The 18,216-nt window shown below is 61.7% G+C and carries 17 protein-coding genes and 1 pseudogene; 7 read left to right on the top strand and 11 right to left on the bottom strand.

The window, feature by feature from the left end:
• Positions 1-132: 132 nt before the first annotated feature.
• Positions 133-273 carry a hypothetical protein gene (locus AB4136_RS04750; protein WP_167523847.1) on the bottom strand — a complete coding sequence of 47 codons (141 nt, stop codon included), beginning with the start codon at positions 271-273 and terminating at the stop codon, positions 133-135.
• Positions 274-643: 370 nt separating this feature from the next.
• Between AB4136_RS04750 and AB4136_RS04745 the strand changes: the two genes are divergently transcribed.
• Positions 644-3,439 (top strand): S10 family serine carboxypeptidase-like protein, encoded by a 2,796-nt coding sequence (locus AB4136_RS04745; RefSeq protein WP_065997615.1) that lies wholly within the window; start codon positions 644-646, stop codon positions 3,437-3,439.
• 106 nt (positions 3,440-3,545) lie between these two features.
• Here AB4136_RS04745 and AB4136_RS04740 read toward each other — a convergent pair whose 3' ends face one another.
• Entirely contained in the window at positions 3,546-3,680 is a 135-nt protein-coding gene (locus tag AB4136_RS04740) for a hypothetical protein (protein ID WP_280939933.1), read from the bottom strand.
• A gap of 141 nt (positions 3,681-3,821) precedes the next feature.
• Between AB4136_RS04740 and AB4136_RS04735 the strand changes: the two are divergent.
• Positions 3,822-3,920, top strand: a pseudogene (locus AB4136_RS04735) (DUF2274 domain-containing protein); the annotation flags it as partial.
• Positions 3,921-4,373: 453 nt separating this feature from the next.
• Here the strand turns inward: AB4136_RS04735 and AB4136_RS04730 are convergent.
• The 8 genes from AB4136_RS04730 to AB4136_RS04695 form a co-directional block, all read right to left on the bottom strand.
• The gene (locus tag AB4136_RS04730; protein WP_137901757.1) at positions 4,374-4,574 is read right to left on the bottom strand and encodes a hypothetical protein; all 201 of its coding nucleotides are present in this window, start codon (positions 4,572-4,574) and stop codon (positions 4,374-4,376) included.
• A complete protein-coding gene (locus AB4136_RS04725) occupies positions 4,571-5,506 on the bottom strand; it encodes a phosphatase PAP2 family protein (protein WP_083237704.1) in 936 nt (311 codons plus the stop codon). Before AB4136_RS04725 ends, AB4136_RS04730 begins: the two co-directional genes overlap by 4 nt.
• On the bottom strand, positions 5,503-5,676 hold the full coding sequence (locus AB4136_RS04720; protein WP_167523846.1) for a hypothetical protein: 174 nt from the start codon (positions 5,674-5,676) through the stop codon (positions 5,503-5,505). The genes AB4136_RS04725 and AB4136_RS04720 overlap by 4 nt, the downstream gene beginning before the upstream one ends.
• A gap of 221 nt (positions 5,677-5,897) precedes the next feature.
• Complete coding sequence (locus AB4136_RS04715; RefSeq protein WP_065997606.1) at positions 5,898-6,227, bottom strand: PepSY domain-containing protein; 330 nt, start codon at positions 6,225-6,227, stop codon at positions 5,898-5,900.
• A 345-nt stretch (positions 6,228-6,572) separates the two neighbouring features.
• On the bottom strand, positions 6,573-7,886 hold the full coding sequence (locus tag AB4136_RS04710) for an ATP-binding protein (RefSeq protein WP_065997605.1): 1,314 nt from the start codon (positions 7,884-7,886) through the stop codon (positions 6,573-6,575).
• Positions 7,883-8,548 carry a response regulator gene (locus AB4136_RS04705; RefSeq protein WP_065997604.1) on the bottom strand — a complete coding sequence of 222 codons (666 nt, stop codon included), beginning with the start codon at positions 8,546-8,548 and terminating at the stop codon, positions 7,883-7,885. The genes AB4136_RS04710 and AB4136_RS04705 overlap by 4 nt, the downstream gene beginning before the upstream one ends.
• A 154-nt stretch (positions 8,549-8,702) precedes the next feature.
• Complete coding sequence (locus tag AB4136_RS04700) at positions 8,703-8,834, bottom strand: hypothetical protein (RefSeq protein WP_280939930.1); 132 nt, start codon at positions 8,832-8,834, stop codon at positions 8,703-8,705.
• Between the two features lie 937 nt (positions 8,835-9,771).
• Positions 9,772-10,164: a hypothetical protein gene (locus AB4136_RS04695; RefSeq protein ID WP_245317497.1), complete on the bottom strand. Its 393-nt coding sequence runs from the start codon at positions 10,162-10,164 to the stop codon at positions 9,772-9,774.
• Here AB4136_RS04695 and AB4136_RS04690 point away from each other — a divergent pair.
• Complete coding sequence (locus tag AB4136_RS04690; protein ID WP_245317493.1) at positions 10,057-11,625, top strand: GMC family oxidoreductase; 1,569 nt, start codon at positions 10,057-10,059, stop codon at positions 11,623-11,625. The genes AB4136_RS04695 and AB4136_RS04690 overlap by 108 nt on opposite strands.
• Positions 11,626-11,632: 7 nt before the next feature.
• Here the strand turns inward: AB4136_RS04690 and pdxR are convergent, their stop codons facing one another.
• On the bottom strand, positions 11,633-13,129 hold the full coding sequence (gene pdxR, locus AB4136_RS04685) for a MocR-like pyridoxine biosynthesis transcription factor PdxR (protein WP_210271000.1): 1,497 nt from the start codon (positions 13,127-13,129) through the stop codon (positions 11,633-11,635).
• A 144-nt stretch (positions 13,130-13,273) separates the two neighbouring features.
• Here pdxR and AB4136_RS04680 point away from each other — a divergent pair, with 144 nt between their 5' ends.
• From AB4136_RS04680 to AB4136_RS04665, 4 genes are all read left to right on the top strand, one after another.
• Positions 13,274-14,377 carry a mandelate racemase/muconate lactonizing enzyme family protein gene (locus AB4136_RS04680; RefSeq protein WP_065997601.1) on the top strand — a complete coding sequence of 368 codons (1,104 nt, stop codon included), beginning with the start codon at positions 13,274-13,276 and terminating at the stop codon, positions 14,375-14,377.
• The gene (locus AB4136_RS04675) at positions 14,377-15,855 is read left to right on the top strand and encodes an aldehyde dehydrogenase family protein (RefSeq protein WP_065997599.1); all 1,479 of its coding nucleotides are present in this window, start codon (positions 14,377-14,379) and stop codon (positions 15,853-15,855) included. Before AB4136_RS04680 ends, AB4136_RS04675 begins: the two co-directional genes overlap by 1 nt.
• A gap of 133 nt (positions 15,856-15,988) precedes the next feature.
• The gene (locus AB4136_RS04670; protein ID WP_065997597.1) at positions 15,989-17,068 is read left to right on the top strand and encodes an extracellular solute-binding protein; all 1,080 of its coding nucleotides are present in this window, start codon (positions 15,989-15,991) and stop codon (positions 17,066-17,068) included.
• Between the two features lie 70 nt (positions 17,069-17,138).
• Complete coding sequence (locus tag AB4136_RS04665; protein WP_065997596.1) at positions 17,139-18,215, top strand: ABC transporter ATP-binding protein; 1,077 nt, start codon at positions 17,139-17,141, stop codon at positions 18,213-18,215.
• The last annotated feature ends 1 nt before the right edge of the window (position 18,216 follow it).

The following is an 18,216-nucleotide window of genomic DNA, read 5'->3' as shown; positions in this document are numbered from 1 at the left end:
TTTAGTTAGAGGGTGAATTCAAGCCCCAACTGGAGCGTTGAGTTGCACATGCCGGCTTTGCGCCTTCATTTCAACATTCGAGGTGCCTTTGGCACTCCTCATAAGCAGACTTCAGCCATGGCGAGCCGGGGATCAAAGGTTGGTCGTACCTTTCCCACTGCGCCTCGCGAAGATGGTCGGTACTGATTTCCGGTGCTGGGCGGCGCGCTTGTCGGTGACAGTTTTCAGCGACTCCTCGTCGGAAATGCCCCGCAGCTTGTGAAGCTGTTCCATTTTTGCCTCCTAGCCAAACATGCATCGACAGGGCCGTTGAAGGCTGACAACCAAGGCAATCTCATATTCGCGAATGCGTTTATGATGAGCCGCCCTGGAATGAACCGAACCGTCGTAGGTGTTCAAATTCACGCTTCGCTTGGTGGGCGCCCCGTGCTCCTTGGCAAACGTGGGGTCGAACTGACTGGGCCACTTCCGAGTTCAAGACTTGTCGGTCTTTCTAAACAAGCGTAGAGTATTGCGTCAGTTTCAATAAATTGTGGAAGTATAGAAAAAGAATTTAACAAATTTGGCCGGAAGGACATTGGCCTGGGGGAGGGGCAGCCGAGCGGTGTCGGCGGATGTGAACTCGAGGTTCTGGAGGCCGGCGATGGCGAAGACGATCAACAACGGCTTGGGCATTGGCCAGCCTGAGCCAGATCAGCCGTTCCTCGACATCACCGCCTACGGGGCCGGGCCGGATGACGCGCTTGCAGACGCGACCGAGAACGCCGCAATCACCCACCACGTGGCCATGGTGAACGGGATTGCCGTTCCCTATACCGCCATTGCCGGTCATCTCGTCACCGTCGATCCGTCGAGCTCGAAGCCCGCCGCAAAGTTCTTCTACGTGGCCTTCACGGCGGACGGTATGAATGCCACCACCCGTCCGGTGACATTCTTCTACAATGGCGGGCCTGGCTCGTCGTCGGTGTTCCTGCTGCTCGGCTCCTTCGCGCCCAGGCGCATCAGAACCAGCATGCCGGGCTTCACGCCGCCTCCGCCCTACGCCATGGAGGACAATCCCGACAGCCTGATCGACCGCAGCGACCTCGTCTACATAAACCCGGTGGGCACCGGCTATTCCGCGGCGATCGCACCGTTCAAGAACCGCGACTTCTGGGGCGTCGACCAGGACGCCGTCTCAATCAAGCAGTTCATCAAGCGTTATCTGAGCGCCTTCAACCGCTGGAACTCGCCGCGGTTTCTGTTCGGCGAATCCTACGGCACAACCCGCAGTTGCGTGCTTGCCTGGCTACTGCACGAGGATGGCATCGACCTCAACGGCATCACGCTGCAGTCCAGTGTGCTCGACTATCCCGCCAATTTCTCCAACGCGGCCGGACTGATGCCTACGTTTGCCGCCGACGCGTGGTTTCACAAGAAGACCGGCATCGAGCCGCAGCCGCCGGACCTCGCTTCATTCATGGAAACCGTAACGCAGTTCGCGCAGGGTCCCTACACCCAGGCGCTGCAGGCTTTTCCCAAGGCGGACTCTGCGGCTGTGGAGACGTTGAGGCGCTATCTAGGCCTTCCCGCCGGCATGCTCGACGCCTGGAGGCTGAATGTCGAGGCGGCCGACCGGCTCGGCCATTCCGCTTTCCTGATCGAACTGCTGCGCGACCAGGGCGTGGCGCTGGGCGCCTATGACGGGCGGGTGACGGGTATAGACACAGGGATCGCGGCCATCGTGTCGCCGGACGGCGGCATGAACGACCCCACCATGGTGGCGGTGAGCGGCGTCTACACCACCATGTGGAACAGCTATCTCAACAACGATCTGAAGTTTACCGCCACCTCGAACTTCGTCGACCTCAACGACCAGGCGTTCCAGTTCTGGGATTTCAGCCACACCGACCCGACGGGCGCGGTGCAGAAGCCTGACGGTCAGGGCAACCCGACGCTCTATACGGCGGGCGACCTCGCCGCCACCATGGCCGCCAATCCGAGCCTGCTGGTGCTCTCGGCAAACGGCTATTACGATTCGGTGACGCCCTTCTTCCAGACCCGGCTGACGCTGGACGCCATGCCGCTCGCGGACGTCAAGGTGCGCGGCAACCTGACCATCAGGAACTACCCTTCCGGCCACATGATCTATCTCGACGGCGGCTCGCGAACGGCCATGAAAGCCGACCTGGCAGTCATGTACGACCAGGCCGTCTCCGTGCGCCGTGCAAGCCTTCTTGCGAGGGCGGCTCTGATGCGCGAGGTGCCCAACGTCGTCCGGCCTTATTTCAAGTTGCCGGGCGGTGGCGCTGGCGCCTTTCGTCCAGCCGCCGCCGGCGCCGAACCATGGAGCGTGCCTGATCTGTGCAAGGCCTACTCGTGGCCGACAGGGCTCGTCGGTGGCGGTGTTATCGCCATCATCGAGCTCGGCGGCGGCTGGGTGCAGAAGGACATGGACACCTATTTCCGCTCGACCGGCCTGCCCGCGCCGACCATCATCGACGTACCGGTCGGCCCCGGCCGCAACGACCCGAACAAACATTCAGGCAACCAGGCCTCCGATCCCGACCGCGAGGTCGCGCTCGACATCCAAGTTGCCGCCGCTGCCTATTCCGTGGCTACAGGCGAAGCTGCGAGCATCCGCGTCTACTGGGCCGATGCCACCGACTGGAATGCGATGGCGACCGCCATCACTGCCGCCGCGGCCGACGGCTGCGATGTCTGCTCGATCTCGTGGGGTTCCGACGAGGCCAACTGGAGGGCGGCGGCCACGGCGTCCGGCGTCGACTACCCGGGCAGGCTGAATGCGGCGGCCGAGGCGGCGGCCAAGGCGGGCATGATCGTCTTCGCCGCATCGGGCGACAATGATTCCTCAGACGGCGGCGCGGACCCGGCCAATGTCGATCTGCCTTCTTCGAGCCCATTCTCCGTGGGTTGCGGCGGCACCATGAAGCCGCACGGCGCCAATGCGGAGGAAACCGTCTGGAACGACGACCCCGGCAACCCGAGAGGTTCCGGCACCGGTGGTGGCTTCTCGGAACTGTTCCAGCCCATGCCGGCCTGGCAGGCCGGGGCGCCGCACGGGCCGGGCCGCATGGTGCCCGACGTCTCCGCCAATGCCGATCCCTATACGGGCTACAATGTCTTCGTGCACGGCCAGCAGGAGGTGATTGGCGGCACCAGCGCCGTGGCGCCGCTTTATGCCGGGCTGTTCGCGGCCTTCGGGCGCAAACTCGGCATGGTGACGCCGAAGCTCTGGCTCAACCAGACCTGCTTCAACGACATCACCAAGGGCGACAACGGCTACTACCGCGCCCGCATCGGCCCAGACCCGTGCACCGGCATTGGCACTCCCATTGCAAACAAACTGGCCAGACTGTTCGAGGCGTCGAACAAACCCTTGGCCCCAACAGCGCACGCGGTGCGCGGCCGACACCGAAATCCAACGAGGGCTATTTGAACCAGCAATCATCTCGAGAGCCGGCGCGACCCTCAAGCCTTTTCAGTGGTTGATTTCCTCACTTGCCGAGTGACCAGACCGTAGTTCGGGAGAGCGGGCTCAGCGGTTACCTGCTGAGCCGCTTGTGAAAGCTCGCCTCGACGACTTCGACGGCCTGCGCCGCGTCACCTTCAACGCCGTCGTCGCCCTTGAGCCGCGCTGCCACTGCGCGCCGCGCGGTCGTGCTTGGCGCCAGTTTCATCGGGCTCGAGGTAGCCGCGGCTCTGCTTTCGCCCTTATGTCGGTCATTCGTACGGTCCAAATTGTTTCCCAAAAGCGGACATCTCCGGTGTCAATAGTCGCGCTGTTCGAATCTCTTGTGGCGAGCCTGTGGCGCCTGCGGAAACTCATCGTTCCGATGCTGGGGCGCTTCGTTGCAACCGATCGCGGATTCGCGAAGGCGCGCCGGACGTTGTCCGGCCGCCAAGTGGGGCCGTGGTAAGCCAGCTAACATTGGCGACGATAGAACGTGATCCGAGAGCGCGATTGCCACGGCGTAGCTCATGATGGCACCGCCATCGGCCCTTAACGCATCCCAAGCTCGACCAAACGGATGCCGCTGTCCACTGCTCCAACCCTAACCAGAATGTGCCTGCGCCGACGCGATCACCACCGCGGTTCCATGTCGACTGAGGAGTAGACGAGTATGCGAATTGCGCCGCTCGCCAGGAAGTCGAACCCAAGCGTATAGGTGAATGTGTGGCTAAGAAAGGCGGCCGACCGCAGTGGTCAGTCCCACGCGCCGCTCACCGAGATGGTGCAAGGCCAAAAGATCATGTCCGATGAAGGCAACGTAGGACCTGGCTTGAGGAGCACGGCACTGGCGAGGTTTACCTGCGCCGCGCCGGAGATCGTTGCCTGTACGTCCGACCATGCGATCATTTTGAGGCTGGAGTTACAGCGCGGCGATAGCCAGGGCAACGATAAGCAGGGTGGCCACCACCGCGAGACTTGTCCAAACGCTGCGCGCTTCAATTTTGCCGAGGGCCTCAACGGTGGATTGCCAATCGCTTGATGGGTTCGCCCGGGCGCGCGCATTGTCGAAATCCGTCTTTCGTTCAAGCGTCCATCGTTCGTTTCGATCGCACTCGGTCATGATCGGGGGGCACCGTCTTGAGCCGCGACTTTCTTGATGGCAGCGTGCTGTCCAAACACACCTTGCTTGCGAGCTCGCCTCCACTCGGTGAGAGCGAAGCCCACAAGCAGCCAAAAGCAGCCAACGAGGTTGCCGGCGAGAACGTCGGATAGGTAGTGGACCGATAAGAAGACGCGACTTACGTCGATCGCGAGGATCAGCACAGCCGTCCAGAAGACGATCTCGAACCGTTTGCGGAGAGACTGCAGATCGCGAGCGAACGCATAGGCCAGGAAGCCGAACAGCGCCGTAATGGCGGTGGCGTGACCGCTTGGAAAGGACGATGAAGTCTCGACGACCCCCTGGATAAACTCAGGCCTGGGGCGCGCAACTATCTGTTTACCCAACCAAGTTGTCGCCTGCGCACTGACCAGCACTACCCACAAAGGGACAATGAAGGCGGAACGCAGCGTAATTGACAGAATTGCTGTCAACACAATCGCGATGGTGATGATGACTGGTCCATCACCGAGCATGGTCACCCAGCGAAACACATCGATCAGTGGCGAGATACGCCAGGGTGTAAGTGCGGTATTGACCGTTTGATCGAAGCGCACGACGCCGTCGCTTTCAAGCACGCCTTCGACCAATCCGCCGAAGATAGCCGCGATATAGAGCGCGGCAAGTACAGTCAGCGTCAAAGGCAAGCCCAAGAAGACGCGCGGATCGAGCCGGCGGGCGAGATATCCATACAGACGCGGACGTTTTGCACGCAGCCAAGCTTTAATGCGTCGAGACAACCTGGAGACGGTGGAACGATCGGCTTCAATAATCCGAGCAGCCGCGTTCGCCAGGGCATCGATAGAGCGCAAGGCAACGAGGTAGGCCATTGCGAGGGCCGCCATCACGAGCGACACAATGATGGTCAGATCTTCCGTCAAAGGCATCGTCATTGTTCTCCGCTACGCTCATATGCGACCGCTGAAGGAAGGGACGGAGACATCACCTGGCCAGGTCCGCCCGCGATGACAGGTTTGGCGAGGAAGTCGCCGATCGAGGCTCCAACCAGACGGATCAGGACATAGGCGATCAAGAACGCCAGGGTCAGGCTGATGGTGGGCATATCGTTCTTCTGGTGTCGGCTTCGGTACCTGCTGTACCGGGGCGCTTGCTCCGTGGCCGAGCGGATCAAGCAAGCGGTACCACGAGACACTTAGGAGGGAGTGAGCTTGCCCGACTTGATTGTTGCCGTGGCACTGATTGACGGCGTTTGTTGTCGTGTCCCACAAAAAAGCGCGACCAGTCTCCTGGCCGCGCCGGGTCAAGTCATTCTCCTTGGTTTGATCAGCCTTCGTCGTTTTCGTCGCCGTCGTTCGCGACGGTTTTCACGACCTGCCCGGTCTGACCGTCGACGAGAACTTCCTGTCGTTCCATGCCTTTCTGGATGGTGATTTCGAAGTGCGCGTTGCCGTCCCTGTTCCTTATGTCGGTTTCGACAGCTTTCCCGCCGGTTTCCTTCTCGGCGGCGGCGATGGCTTCGGCTATCGAAATCTTGGCCGAGGACATGATCTGCGCCTTGTCGGACGCATTCTCTTCGGCGGCAGCGGGACCTGCGATGAGCGAGAAGGCGATGGCCGTCGCAGCAGCAAGTTTCGATCCATTCCATGTGTTCATCATAATTCTCCTTGCGAAAGCTAAGTCGGGGTCGCTGACGGTCGCGGCAAACAATGCCGCGACCGGTCGATCTGCAGATTCCGGCTTGAGACCGCCGCCCCCAAGTATTGCGCGGCGGGAAAGCCGTCTGCCCGCGATCGACCAGCGAAGGCCTATTGATTCAGACTTAGGGGTAAGTGAGCGCGATTTCGCCGAGCTCGTGGCCGACGCGCGCGATCAGCCCCCGTCGCCACCGCGTTCGGGATTTCGATCGAGAGACTGTGACGCTCGCAGCGGCACCCTGGCGTTCTGCGGCGGGGCAGCTATTCGCCGCGCGGCGAAGAACAGCGCTATAGTGCTAGAGACCTAGGAATGAGCGGGACCCGCTTCGCTCGTCTTTTTGCTGACACGCACAACCAGTCCGTTGGTATCTTTCCGGTTTGCGATGTCGACGGACAGAGCATGACGCCTTGCGACAGCCGCAGCGATCGAAAGACCAAGCCCGCTGCCATCGACATCGGGCGGGGCGGCGCGAAAAAAGCGGTCGAACAGCCGGGGGATGTCGGCTTCGGCCACACCGCAGCCTGTATCGGCCACTTCTACCGAAAAACCAGAAGCCGTGCGGATCACGGACACATCGACCGAACCACCAGGAGATGTGTAGCGGATCGCATTGTCGATCAAATTGCCGAACAGCAATGCAAGTTCGGCGCGTGAGCCCGATATTGTCGTTGGGTCGGCTTTGACCATACCGAGATCGATCACCTTTTCCTCGGCGAAGGGGATGAAGTCCGCGACACATTGCGTGATGAACGCGGAAAGGTCGATCATTTCCCAAGTCTGGGCGCCGGACGCGTCTTCGGTGCGGGCAAGGCGCAGCAACTGCTCAACCAGTTTCCGGGCGCGGTCCAGCCCGGAATGAAGTTCGCCGATCGCTGCCATTTGGTGTGTCGTCGTGCTCAAATTGTCGAGCTGAATCTGCAAGGCCGCCAGTGGCGTGCGCAGTTCGTGCGCGGCATCCGCGACGAAGCGCTTCTGTTTGTCGAGCGCATCCTGCAGGCGCCCGGTCAGCACATTCATTCCTTGGACAAGCGGCAGAACCTCAGCCGGCACCTCGGCGGCCGGCACGGGATCACGACTGTCGAGGCTACGTTTGGCAATGGCTTCTGCGAGTTGTTGCAGACGTCCCGTCAACCGCCCGAGCAACCAACTGAACAACAGCCACGTCAACGGCATGAGAATGAGGATCGGCACGCCGGCCTGGAGCCCGGCAAGTTCCGCCATTTCCTGCCGCACCCTGACGCGTTGAGCGACTTGCACCGACCGCTGGGCATCGCGCGCGAGATAGACGCGCCAGGCTTCCCCCCGGGCCTCGATGGTGGCATATCCAGGACGGTCGATACGCGGGATCTCCGGAACGAACGGGGTTTTACGGACCAATTCCCCCGCGAGCGACCAAATCTCGATGACGAATTCGTCTTCTCGATCATGAGAGCCAGGTGAGGCCGTCGTGTCCGAAATGCCTTCGCCAGCATTCAGCGCGATCTGACGCAACTGGCCGTCGAGAAAATCGTCGGCCTCACGGCGGGCCATTTCGTAAGACACGGCGAATGCGATCAGGCCGACCCCAGTCAGCAGGATGGAAATCCAAATGAGCGCCGAGCGTCGCAGCGATGTCATGATCGGCTCTTTGGCACCATCCAGCCGGCGCCGCGCACATTGCGGATAATGTTCCTATCGAATTTCTTGCGAATGGAATGAATGAGAACGTCGACTGCGTTGCTCTCGACCTCTTCGCCCCAGCCGTAAATCCGTTCCTCGATTTGTGAACGCGACAAGATCGCGCCAGGCCGCTCCACAAGAGCGTTCATTAGCGCGAACTCCCGCGCCGGCAACATGATGGTTGCTCCGAGATAGCTCACTTCATGGCTGGCAATATCGAGCGTCGTTTCGCCGGCGACCAGCAACGACTGCGCCGCGCCGTTGTGACGTCGCAGGACCGCCCGCATTCGCGCTAGCAACTCGCGTGTCTCAAATGGTTTTACGATGTAGTCGTCGGCACCTACATCAAGACCGGCGACACGATCATCCAACCCGTCTCGCGCCGTAATGATCAGAACAGGCGTATGGATTCCGGCACGTCGGGCTGATTTCAGAACGTCGATGCCAGAATGACCAGGGAGACTAAGATCGAGAAGCACAAGCGTGTAACCGCCGCAGGCCAGTGCTTCGGAACCGTCTGGACCGGTGCGCACCCAGTCGACACTCATGCCTTGACGGGCCAGAGCCGTCGACAGGCCGGCCCCGATCATCCTGTCATCTTCGATCAATAGGACGCGCATCCAATTTCCCCATTTGAATATGGCGTCCTATTCCCAATTCGGGCATTGTTGCGCGGGGTGAGGTGCCAGCATCTCGGCCTGAGAAGTTGGACGCCGCCCTCGTAGAGCCGGACAGGCAGGGCCGACACCCGCTCGTCGCATGTCGCCAAAGCTGTCAGTTCCCACGTTCCAACAGCCATTGCGCGATGGTGGCCGAACTGCTGCGGACCGCCGCATTGGGAACCGGATTGCGAGCGAGGAGCGTGATGCCGCCTGAGGTGCCCTGCATCTTGATGGCGGCAATCATGTCGATTCCTTCAACTGTTAAGTCATCGACGCAGCTCTGGATCACCCGAATTAGCCGCAAATTAGGCCCCGAGCACTCCAACCTACGTCTCCTCAAGGATTTTGCTGGCGGGGCCTTGTGGTCGATTGATACGGGTTAGTCCCAGTCCACGAAACACAGGATCAGTGGCTTGAACGGGGTACCGGTGAATAGGCCAGTGATCGGCGAATCTGCCGGTTTCCAAGGCGCTCACGCCACTGGAAGACGATTCGAGATCAGCCTGCACCCCGACCTCTTGTCCGTTCTACCCGGCCTATGTGCGGATTCATAGACGCATCCGCGGCAGAAGAAGAACTCGGCCCTGATGACAACGGCGAGTTGGAACAGATCAGATGATGCTCTCAGCCATTCAAAGCCATGTAGGACAGGCCGGACCGCGCGGCGACCGCTACGGCCATCTCGTCGTCATGTGCAATTGAACCGACGATAGCCGCCGGCTAGATAGGGTCTCCTGGGTGACCCCGCAATACGGCGAGGTCCGCGAGCCCTATACATCGCGGCAATTCATGCACGATGTGGCGCCCCGCTCCGCTGGCGGCGCGCCCCCTTTTCGCGCGTGGCGATGGAGGCGCTGTCCGACGGCAGAAGATCCTGTTCGTCCCCGCTTGAATGCGACGGCAGCCGGGCGGCGCGAGGGCGGCAGTGCCCGATCCACGGCAGCCTCGATCGCAGGCGGGTGCTTTCCGGCCGGCCGCGCAAGGCGTTACCGGCTCAACTCGAGCACGGCATCAGCTCGTCGTCCTCGTCCAATCCCTGCTCGACGAAATCGAAACTGGCATAAAGGGACATGCCGCCTCGTTCTCCGGTTGTAGCAGATCGAAACGCAGCGGATGTGGCTAAGGCGCGCCATCTCCTGCAGCGCCTAGGCGACCGCGGCGCGGCCAAGGTCTTTGCCTTGTTAGCGGCGATCGATCATGAAACGATAGATGATCGCCTCGTAATCCTGCCATACCTCGGCCAAAGACCCGGTATTGGAGGCGACGAACCCTTGTTGCTTGGGCGACAGTTCGAGCGCCAGTATCACCGCCCGGTTGCCTTTGCCGATCGCCGAATTGGCTGTGAACTCTTCTTGAAATGGCTCCTTTGTCGCGCGTTTCGCTCCTGTAGAAACGGATCTGGTTGCAGAGGGCGGACATTGGCCGAGTTTGATTTCATTGTCGTTGGCGCTGGCTCGGCGGGCTGTGTGCTTGCCAATCGTTTGACCCGGTCGGGTAAATATCGAGTCCTGTTGCTTGAGGCCGGCGGTAGCGATCGCCGCTTCATGATCCGCATGCCCATCGGCTATGGCCACAGTTTCTATAATCCCAAGGTGAACTGGAAATTCGAGACCGGGCCGCAGGAAGCGCTTGCCGGGCGCCGCAGCTATTGGCCACGCGGCAAGGTGCTCGGCGGGTCGTCCTCCATCAACGCCATGGTCTTTGTGCGCGGCCAGCGGCACGACTTTGACGATTGGAAACAAGCCGGCAATCCCGGTTGGGGCTGGGATGATGTCCTGCCCTTCTTCAGGTCGATAGAGACCTTCGAGCGGGGTGGCGACATCATGCGGGGCGGCAATGGCGAGTTGCATGTCACCGACATGGCTCCTTCGGTGCACCCCCTGTGCCGGGACTGGCTGCTGGCTGCCGAGCAGGCCGGTTTTCGCAAAACGCCTGACTATAATAGCGAGCAGCAGGAAGGAGTTTCAGTCTATCAGATCAGTACGAAAAAGGGATTTCGCGCTTCTTCCTCAACAGCCTTTCTGCACCCTGTCACGGGCCGTCCGAACCTGAAGGTCGTCACTGGTGCATTCGCGACCCGGATCCTTTTCGACGGCTCCCGTGCGGTCGGCGTCGAGTATGAAATCAATGGGGTGCGCCAGATCGCGAACGCCAGGCGGGAAATCATCCTGTCCGCCGGAGCGGTGCATTCACCGGTTCTGCTGCAGCATTCGGGTGTTGGTCCCGGCGCTCTGCTGCAGAGGTTCGGCAAGCTCTTGGTGAAGGACATGCCGGGGGTAGGTCGGAACCTGCAGGACCATCTGGGTATCGACTATCTTTACCACTCGCGCGTGGGCACGCTCAATTCGCAACTGCGTCCCTGGTGGGGACGGCTCCTGCTCGGCGCCCGCTACGTCTTGTTTCGCAATGGGCCGCTGTCGCTGAGCGTCAACCAGGCCGGCGGCTTCGTCAAATCCAGCACCGGGCTCGATCGGGTCGATACCCAGCTCTATTTCTCGCCGGTCAGCTACAGCAAGCCGACGCCCGGTGTGCGGCGGCTCACATTGCCTGATCCGTTTCCCGGTTTCTTCATCGGCATTCAGCCCTGCCGGCCGGCGAGCCGCGGCTCGATCGAGATTGAATCGCCCGATGTCAAGGCCGGCCCGGTCATCGAGCCGAATTACCTTTCGGCGCCGGGGGATATGGAGCAGATGCTTGCCGGCGTCCGGCTGATACGCCGGATCGCCGAGGCGCCCGCCATGCGTGCTGTCATCGTCGAGGAGATGAAGCCCGGCATGGCGACGCAAGACGAGGACGCGTTGATCGCGGATATCCGCGCCCGGTCCGGCAGTGTGTTTCATGCTTCGTGCACCTGCCGCATGGGCCCTGATGACGGGCGCAATGTGGTCGACGCGCGGCTGCGCGTGCATGGCCTGCAAGGGCTGCGCGTCGTCGACGCCTCGGTTTTCCCGAACGTGACATCCGGCAATATCAACGCGCCGACCATCATGGTGGCGGAAAAAGGCGCAGCGATGATCCTCGAGGACGCTCGCTGATCGCTGGCTAGCCCCAGTTTTTCTCCAGAACGGAAGCGAGCGTCTCCACGCCCTTGCGAATGGTGCGCTGATCGATCGCGGCGACACCCAGCACAAGCCCTTTGTCGACGTTTGATCTTTCGATGCAGAACCGCCCGATTGGCGAAACGGCCAGCCCGGCGGCGTCAGCGTCGGCGCAGACCTTGTCTTCGTTCATCGTGGGCGAACCAAAAGTGCCGACGAGATGAAAACCGGCGACCGAGTTGCGCACGTCGAGCAGGCCCGACAGATGCTTGCCCGCCGCTTCGTGGAAGGCGGCGTGCCGTCCGGCATAGATGTCGCGCATGCGGCGCAGATGCGTGGCGAAATGGCCGTCCTCGATGAAGGCGGCGAGAACGGCCTGGATGCTCGAAGGAACGCCCTGCAGGAAGGCGCCGGAAATGCGCTGGAAGGTCGAGACGAGTGGCTTCGGTGCGATGTAGAATCCCAGCCGCAGCGCTGGGAACATGGTCTTCGCGAATGTACCGACATAGATGACGCGTTCGGCTGTATCTGCGCTCTTCAGGGTCGGCAATGGTCGTCCGTCGTAGCGGAACTCACCATCGTAGTCATCCTCGATGATCCAGGCGCCCCCCTCGTTGGCGGCGGTCAGCAATTCACCGCGCCGTCGAAGGCTCATCTCGACGCCCATCGGATGCTGGTGCGACGGCGTCACGAAGGCGAGGCGAAAATCCGGCGCCAGGCGAAGCCCGGCCTCGACTGATATGCCTTCCCGGTCGACCGGTACCGGCACCATACGGGCTCCGCAGGCAATCAGGCTGTTGCGCGCGCCGATGGCGCCTGGATTCTCGAACCATACCGGATCGCCGGGATTGAGGAGCACGCGGCCGATGAGGTCAAACGCTTGCTGGGCGCCATTCACGATGAAGATCTGCTCAGTGTCGCAGGACACGCCGCGATTTGCGCGAAGGTGCTCGGCAATCGCCGCGCGGAGCCGGGGATGACCGTGGGCGTCGGAATAACCCATGACCTGATCGCGTGGCTCACGCCAGTGCTTGGCGGTTAGCCGCGCCCAGATCGCCAGCGGAAAGGCGTCGTAGTCAGGCAGGCCGGTGATGAAGGCGCGCGGCTTGTGCGGATGGGACAACCGCTGGAAAAAGCGCGGTGAGGCGTCGGCGATGATATCGGCAAGCCTTGTCGATGGGGGTGCTGACGGCGGCGGTACCGTCAGCGACCGCTCGGGTTTGCTGGTTTCAGCGAGGTTCGAGACATAGGAACCCGAGCCGGTTCGCGAGACGATGAGGCCTTCGGCCGTCAGGCGCTCGAACACGGACAATGCCGTGGTGCGCGAAATATCAAGTTCCTTGGCGAGTGTGCGGCTCGAAGGCAGCCGCTTGCCGCTCGGCAAGGCGCCCGAGGTGATCAACTGCCGCACGGCGGCGTAGACCTGCGTGGTGATCGACTTGTCGAGCGAACGGTCGACGGCGATCGCGAATAGCAACTCACCGGCGGACCGTTTCACCATCTGACCATCGCCTCGGTTTGAGAGCCGCCATTTACATCCGTCGGGGATAACCGGCTTTCGGATTTTTCGAAAGTGGACCTTACCGGGGATGTCATTGCGATTTCATAGTTCCAGACGATACCAGCACGTTTTCCGAGGTCCGACTTGAAGATCAAACGCATCGAGACGTTCACCACGCAATATGTCGGCTTCGTTCGCATAACGGATGAAGAAGGCAGGCAGGGCACCGGCCAGGTGTCGACCTACAATTCCGACATCACGTCGAGCGTGTTGCACAGGCAGGTCGCGCCCTATGTGCTTGGCGTGCCGTTCGACGATATCGATGTGCTGACCGATCGGGTCATCGAGCGCGAGCACAAATTCCCCGGCTCCTACATGAAGCGGGCGCTGGGCGGCCTGGACACCGCCATCTGGGATTTGCGCGGCAAGCTGGCAGGCCAGCCGGTCGTCTCCCTGCTTGGCGGCACGCCCGGCAAATTGCGGGCCTACGCCTCGTCCATGAAGCGCGATATCACGCCGGCCGCCGAGGCTGAGCGTTTCAGGCGGCTGCAAGGCCAGTTCGGCTTCGACGCCTTCAAATTCCGCGTCGCTGCCGAATACGGTCATGACGTCGACGAATGGCCGGGACGGACCGAGGACATTATTCCAACCATCCGCAAGGCGCTGGGCGACAAGGCGGCACTTCTCGTCGACGCCAATAGCGGCTTTTCGCCCCGGCGCGCGATCGAAGTCGGCGCCCTGTTGAAGGACAATGGCATCGAGCATTTCGAGGAGCCGTGCCTCTACTGGGAACTCGAGCAGACCAAAGAGGTCACGGATGCGCTCGACATTGCCGTGACCGGCGGCGAACAGGACTGCGAGATCCAGACCTGGCGCCGCATGATCGAGATGCGCGCCGTCGACATCGTGCAGCCGGACATACTCTATCTCGGCGGCATCAGCCGCACCCTACGTGTATGCGCCATGGCGAGGGCCGCAGGCCTACCAGTGACACCGCATAGTGCAAATCTGGGGCTGGTGACGCTGTTCACCATGCATCTCCTGCGCGCTATCGAGGGCGCCGGCAAATATCTTGAGTTCTCGATCGAGGGGCCCGATTACTATCCCTGGCAGGAAGGGCTGTTCGTCAAATCGCCCTATACGGTGGAAAACGGCATGGTCGCCGTTTCGGACGAACCGGGATGGGGCATCGAGGTCGATCCCGAATGGCTTGCCAAATCGAGCTATCAGATGAGCGAGGCCGCGTGATGGCCACCTTGCCCGCGACGAACAGCCCAGCTTCGGGTCTCCTGCCATCGCGCCATTTCATCGATGGCGAATGGCGGGCGTCGCATTCGAGGGCGACGATGCCGACATTCGATCCCGGCCGCGCCGAGATCCATGCGGAATTCGCCGCCGGCGGCGCCGACGATGTGATTGATGCCGTCGCCAGCGCCAAGCAGGCGGGGCAGGGCGAATGGCGCAAGCTGTCACCCACTGGGCGGGGGCGTATCCTGGCGAAAGCCGCCGCCCTGATCCGCGAGAATGCCGAACGTCTGGCCGTGGCGGAGGTCCTCGACAGTGGCAAGACGCTTGCCGAGGCGCGTGGCGACGTCCGGGGCTCCGCCCGAGCCTTCGACTATTATGCCGGGGCCGCCGACAAGCATGAGGGCAAGGCCTACCCGCTTGGCCCGGACTACACGTCCTATTCGATCGAGGAGCCGGTTGGCGTCACCGCGCATATCGTGCCGTGGAACTATCCGCTATCGACCGCCTGCCGCTCGGTCGCGCCGGCGCTCGCCGCTGGTTGTACGGCTGTCGTCAAGCCGGCCGAACAGACGCCGATGACGGCGCTGCTTCTGGCGGAGATCCTGGTTCAGGCCGGCCTGCCGCCTGGCGTCTGCAATGTCGTGACCGGAACCGGCGCCGCTGCGGGCGCGCCGCTGGTGTCCCACCCCGATGTCCGGCATGTGACTTTCACGGGGTCCACGGCGACGGGCATCCATGTGATGAAGATGGCAGCCCAGAACGTCGCCTCCGTGACGCTCGAACTGGGCGGCAAATCACCCAACATCGTGTTGGCCGACGCCGATCTCGGTGTGGCGCTCGACAATGTCGTCGGCGCGATTTTCGAGAATGCCGGCCAGATCTGCTCCGCCGGTTCGCGTCTGGTGATCGAACGCTCCATCCACGCCGAGTTCATCGAGAAACTCGTCGCCCGTGCCCGCGCCCTGCGCATCGGCCATGGTCTGTCGGAAGGCGTCAATTTCGGCGCGATCAATTCGGCCGAGCATCTGCGCAAGGTGTCCTCTTATGTGGTGGACGCCAAGGCGCGCGGCGTCGAAGTCACCGTTGGCGGCAACGTCACAACCGATCCCGCTACCGGTAAAGGTTGGTTCTTCGAACCGACCGTCCTCGATCGCGTCAGGTGGGACGATCCGGTCGTGCAGGAAGAGATTTTCGGACCGGTGCTTGCCGTCCAGGTCGTCGACAGCGCGGAGGAGGCGATCGCCGCGGCAAACTGCACCGACTTCGCCCTGGTCGCTGGTCTTTTCACCCGCGATCTTTCGAAGGCGCATCGTATCGCCAGGGATGTCGATGCCGGCCAGGTCTATGTGAACGAATATTTTGCCGGCGGCATCGAGACACCCTTCGGCGGCAACCGCCGTTCCGGCATCGGCCGGGAAAAGGGGCTTATCGCCGTTGCCAGCTATTGCAAGACCAAGGCAGTGACGATCCGCCTCTGATGAAAGCTCTTGCCCAAGCGGTATGATCTTTCATCGAAAGTGGACCTTTTTCACCAGGACCGCCCCTCGCATGGTTGTCTGGAAATAATGAGCCTGATCGAAATCAGAAGCGGGCCAACAATGGGAGAAATCAATGATTTTGAGGAAACTGGCGGCAGGGTTGATCGGCGCCGCGGCGCTGATGACGATCTCGGGCGCGGCCCATGCCGAGAAGCTGCGGCTTTTGACCTGGGGTGGCTATGCACCTGACAATGTCGTGCAGCTTTTCGAGAAGGAAAACCCCGATATCAACGTCGAGGTGACACTCTCCAACAATGAAGAAATCATCGCCAAGCTGCGCGCCACCGGCGGTGCTGGTTTCGACCTCGCGCAGCCGAGCCACGACCGCATCCTCGCCGCGCAGAAGGAATACGACATCTACAAGCCGATGGATCTGACGAAGATCAATACGGCGACGATGCAGGACAACCTTCTCGAAGCGGTCAAGGCCAATACCACCATCGACGGCAAGGTCTACGCCGTGCCGCATCAGTGGGGCACGTCCGGCCTGATTGCCGACATCAGCAAGGCGCCGAACGTCAAGGGCTGGGGCGATCTGTGCGATCCGCAATACAAGGGCCGCACCTCGATGCGCCTGAAGCGCACCATCCTGCTCGGCACCGCCTTCTCCCTGGGCAAGGACCCGTTCGCGCTCTATGCCGACAAGGCAGGCTACCAGAAGATGCTCGATGAGGTGACCGACAAGCTGATCGCCTGCAAGAGCAATGTGAAGACCTACTGGAACGGCGGCGATGATCTCTCCACTCTGTTGCTCTCGGGCGAGGTGATCGCGTCCGAAACCTGGGATTCGACGGCCTTCAAGCTGTACGGGCAGAACAAGAACTTGGTCTACGTCCCGCCGGCTACCGGCGCATTGGCCTGGATCGACACGTTTGCCATTCCGCGCAAGGGTAAGGCTGACGATGCCGCCTATAAATGGATCAACTTTGTGCTGCGTCCCGACATCGTCAAGCTGATGTCGGACTCCACCGGCGCCATCTCGGCGGTCAAGGGCGGCGTCGATCTGCTGCCGGACGACAAGAAGGCGGCGGTCAAAGTCGCGTTCGACGACAAGGCCATGGCCAATCTGAAATTCTTCGCCAATATCCCGCCGGGCCTGGAAGATATGGAAGGCAAGGCGCTGGAGCGTATCAAGGCCGCGACTTCGAACTGATCCAATCAACTGCCGGTCCGCGATGTTATCCCTGCGGACCGGCAGCATCGGCTTTCTTGGCGAACCCCTTATGCATGATCTTCAGTGCCAGGACCTTATCAAGCGGTTTGGTCCCTTTGTTGCGGTCAACGGCGTTTCCTTCGACGTGCCGCGCGGTTCATTCTTCTCGATCCTCGGCCCGTCGGGCTGCGGCAAGACGACCTTGATGCGCATGATAGCCGGCTTCGAGTCGCCTTCCAGCGGCGACATCCGCATCAAGGGCGCCTCGGTCGTCTCGACACCGCCCAACAAGCGCAGCGTCAAGATGGTGTTCCAGCACCTGGCCCTGTTCCCGATGATGAATGTCGGCGAGAACATCGCCTATGGCCTGCGCTGCCGGGGTGAAAGCAAGGCCGATATCGGCCGCAAGGTGGCCGCCGTTCTTGATCGCGTCGGCCTGCCAGGTGTCGCCGGAAAACAGGTGTCGCAATTGTCCGGGGGCCAGAAGCAACGCATCGCCATCGCGCGCTGCATGGTGCTCGAGCCGGACGTCCTGCTGCTCGACGAACCCCTCGGCGCTCTTGATCTGAAGTTGCGCGAACGCATGAAGATCGAGCTGAAGCTCCTGCAGCATCAGTTCGGCACCACTTTCCTCTACATCACGCACGACCAGTCCGAAGCGCTGGTCATGTCCGACAACGTCGCCGTCATGAATGCCGGCCGTTTCGAGCAGATCGGTTCACCGCAGGAGCTCTACAACAATCCCAGGACCGGTTTCGTTGCCGGCTTCGTCGGCGACAGCAACCGATGGCAGGGTCGTGTGACCGCCGTCGAGAGGGGCGAGGCGCGCGTGGAACTCCAAAGTGGCGGGGTAGTCATCGCCGCGGTCGGGGATGGCAATGTGAGGGCGGGGGCCAATGTCGAGGTCTTCGTGCGGCCAGAAGTGATTTCGCTCGGCGCGACCAAGGACGCCAACGTCATGACCGGTACGGTCGACAGCTTGCTGTTCAACGGCGCCAGCAGCCGCGTCCTGGTGCGGATCGGCGGCGGCAATCTGGTAGAGGTCGGCCACGTCGCGACGGAGGGGGCATCCGCCATCAAGCCCGGCGACAGCACCGAGATCTCCTGGGCGCGCAAGCATGCCCTGTGCTTTGTCGTGGCGGGATAGA

It is taken from the genome of Mesorhizobium sp. 2RAF21 (assembly GCF_052115345.1).
GTDB lineage: Bacteria > Pseudomonadota > Alphaproteobacteria > Rhizobiales > Rhizobiaceae > Mesorhizobium > Mesorhizobium terrae.
This window is presented reverse-complemented; position numbering and strand designations above follow the sequence as displayed.

Coding starts and splice junctions, on each gene's coding strand:
- AB4136_RS04720 (WP_167523846.1), bottom strand. CDS start 5,676: ATGCCCACCATCAGCCTGACCCTGGCGTTCTTGATCGCCTATGTCCTG.
- AB4136_RS04715 (WP_065997606.1), bottom strand. CDS start 6,227: ATGAACACATGGAATGGATCGAAACTTGCTGCTGCGACGGCCATCGCC.
- AB4136_RS04705 (WP_065997604.1), bottom strand. CDS start 8,548: ATGCGCGTCCTATTGATCGAAGATGACAGGATGATCGGGGCCGGCCTG.
- AB4136_RS04750 (WP_167523847.1), bottom strand. CDS start 273: ATGGAACAGCTTCACAAGCTGCGGGGCATTTCCGACGAGGAGTCGCTG.
- pdxR (WP_210271000.1), bottom strand. CDS start 13,129: ATGGTGAAACGGTCCGCCGGTGAGTTGCTATTCGCGATCGCCGTCGAC.
- AB4136_RS04700 (WP_280939930.1), bottom strand. CDS start 8,834: ATGATTGCCGCCATCAAGATGCAGGGCACCTCAGGCGGCATCACGCTC.
- AB4136_RS04725 (WP_083237704.1), bottom strand. CDS start 5,506: ATGACGATGCCTTTGACGGAAGATCTGACCATCATTGTGTCGCTCGTG.
- AB4136_RS04740 (WP_280939933.1), bottom strand. CDS start 3,680: ATGAAACTGGCGCCAAGCACGACCGCGCGGCGCGCAGTGGCAGCGCGG.
- AB4136_RS04665 (WP_065997596.1), top strand. CDS start 17,139: ATGCATGATCTTCAGTGCCAGGACCTTATCAAGCGGTTTGGTCCCTTT.
- AB4136_RS04675 (WP_065997599.1), top strand. CDS start 14,377: ATGGCCACCTTGCCCGCGACGAACAGCCCAGCTTCGGGTCTCCTGCCA.
- AB4136_RS04710 (WP_065997605.1), bottom strand. CDS start 7,886: ATGACATCGCTGCGACGCTCGGCGCTCATTTGGATTTCCATCCTGCTG.
- AB4136_RS04745 (WP_065997615.1), top strand. CDS start 644: ATGGCGAAGACGATCAACAACGGCTTGGGCATTGGCCAGCCTGAGCCA.
- AB4136_RS04730 (WP_137901757.1), bottom strand. CDS start 4,574: ATGACCGAGTGCGATCGAAACGAACGATGGACGCTTGAACGAAAGACG.
- AB4136_RS04670 (WP_065997597.1), top strand. CDS start 15,989: ATGATTTTGAGGAAACTGGCGGCAGGGTTGATCGGCGCCGCGGCGCTG.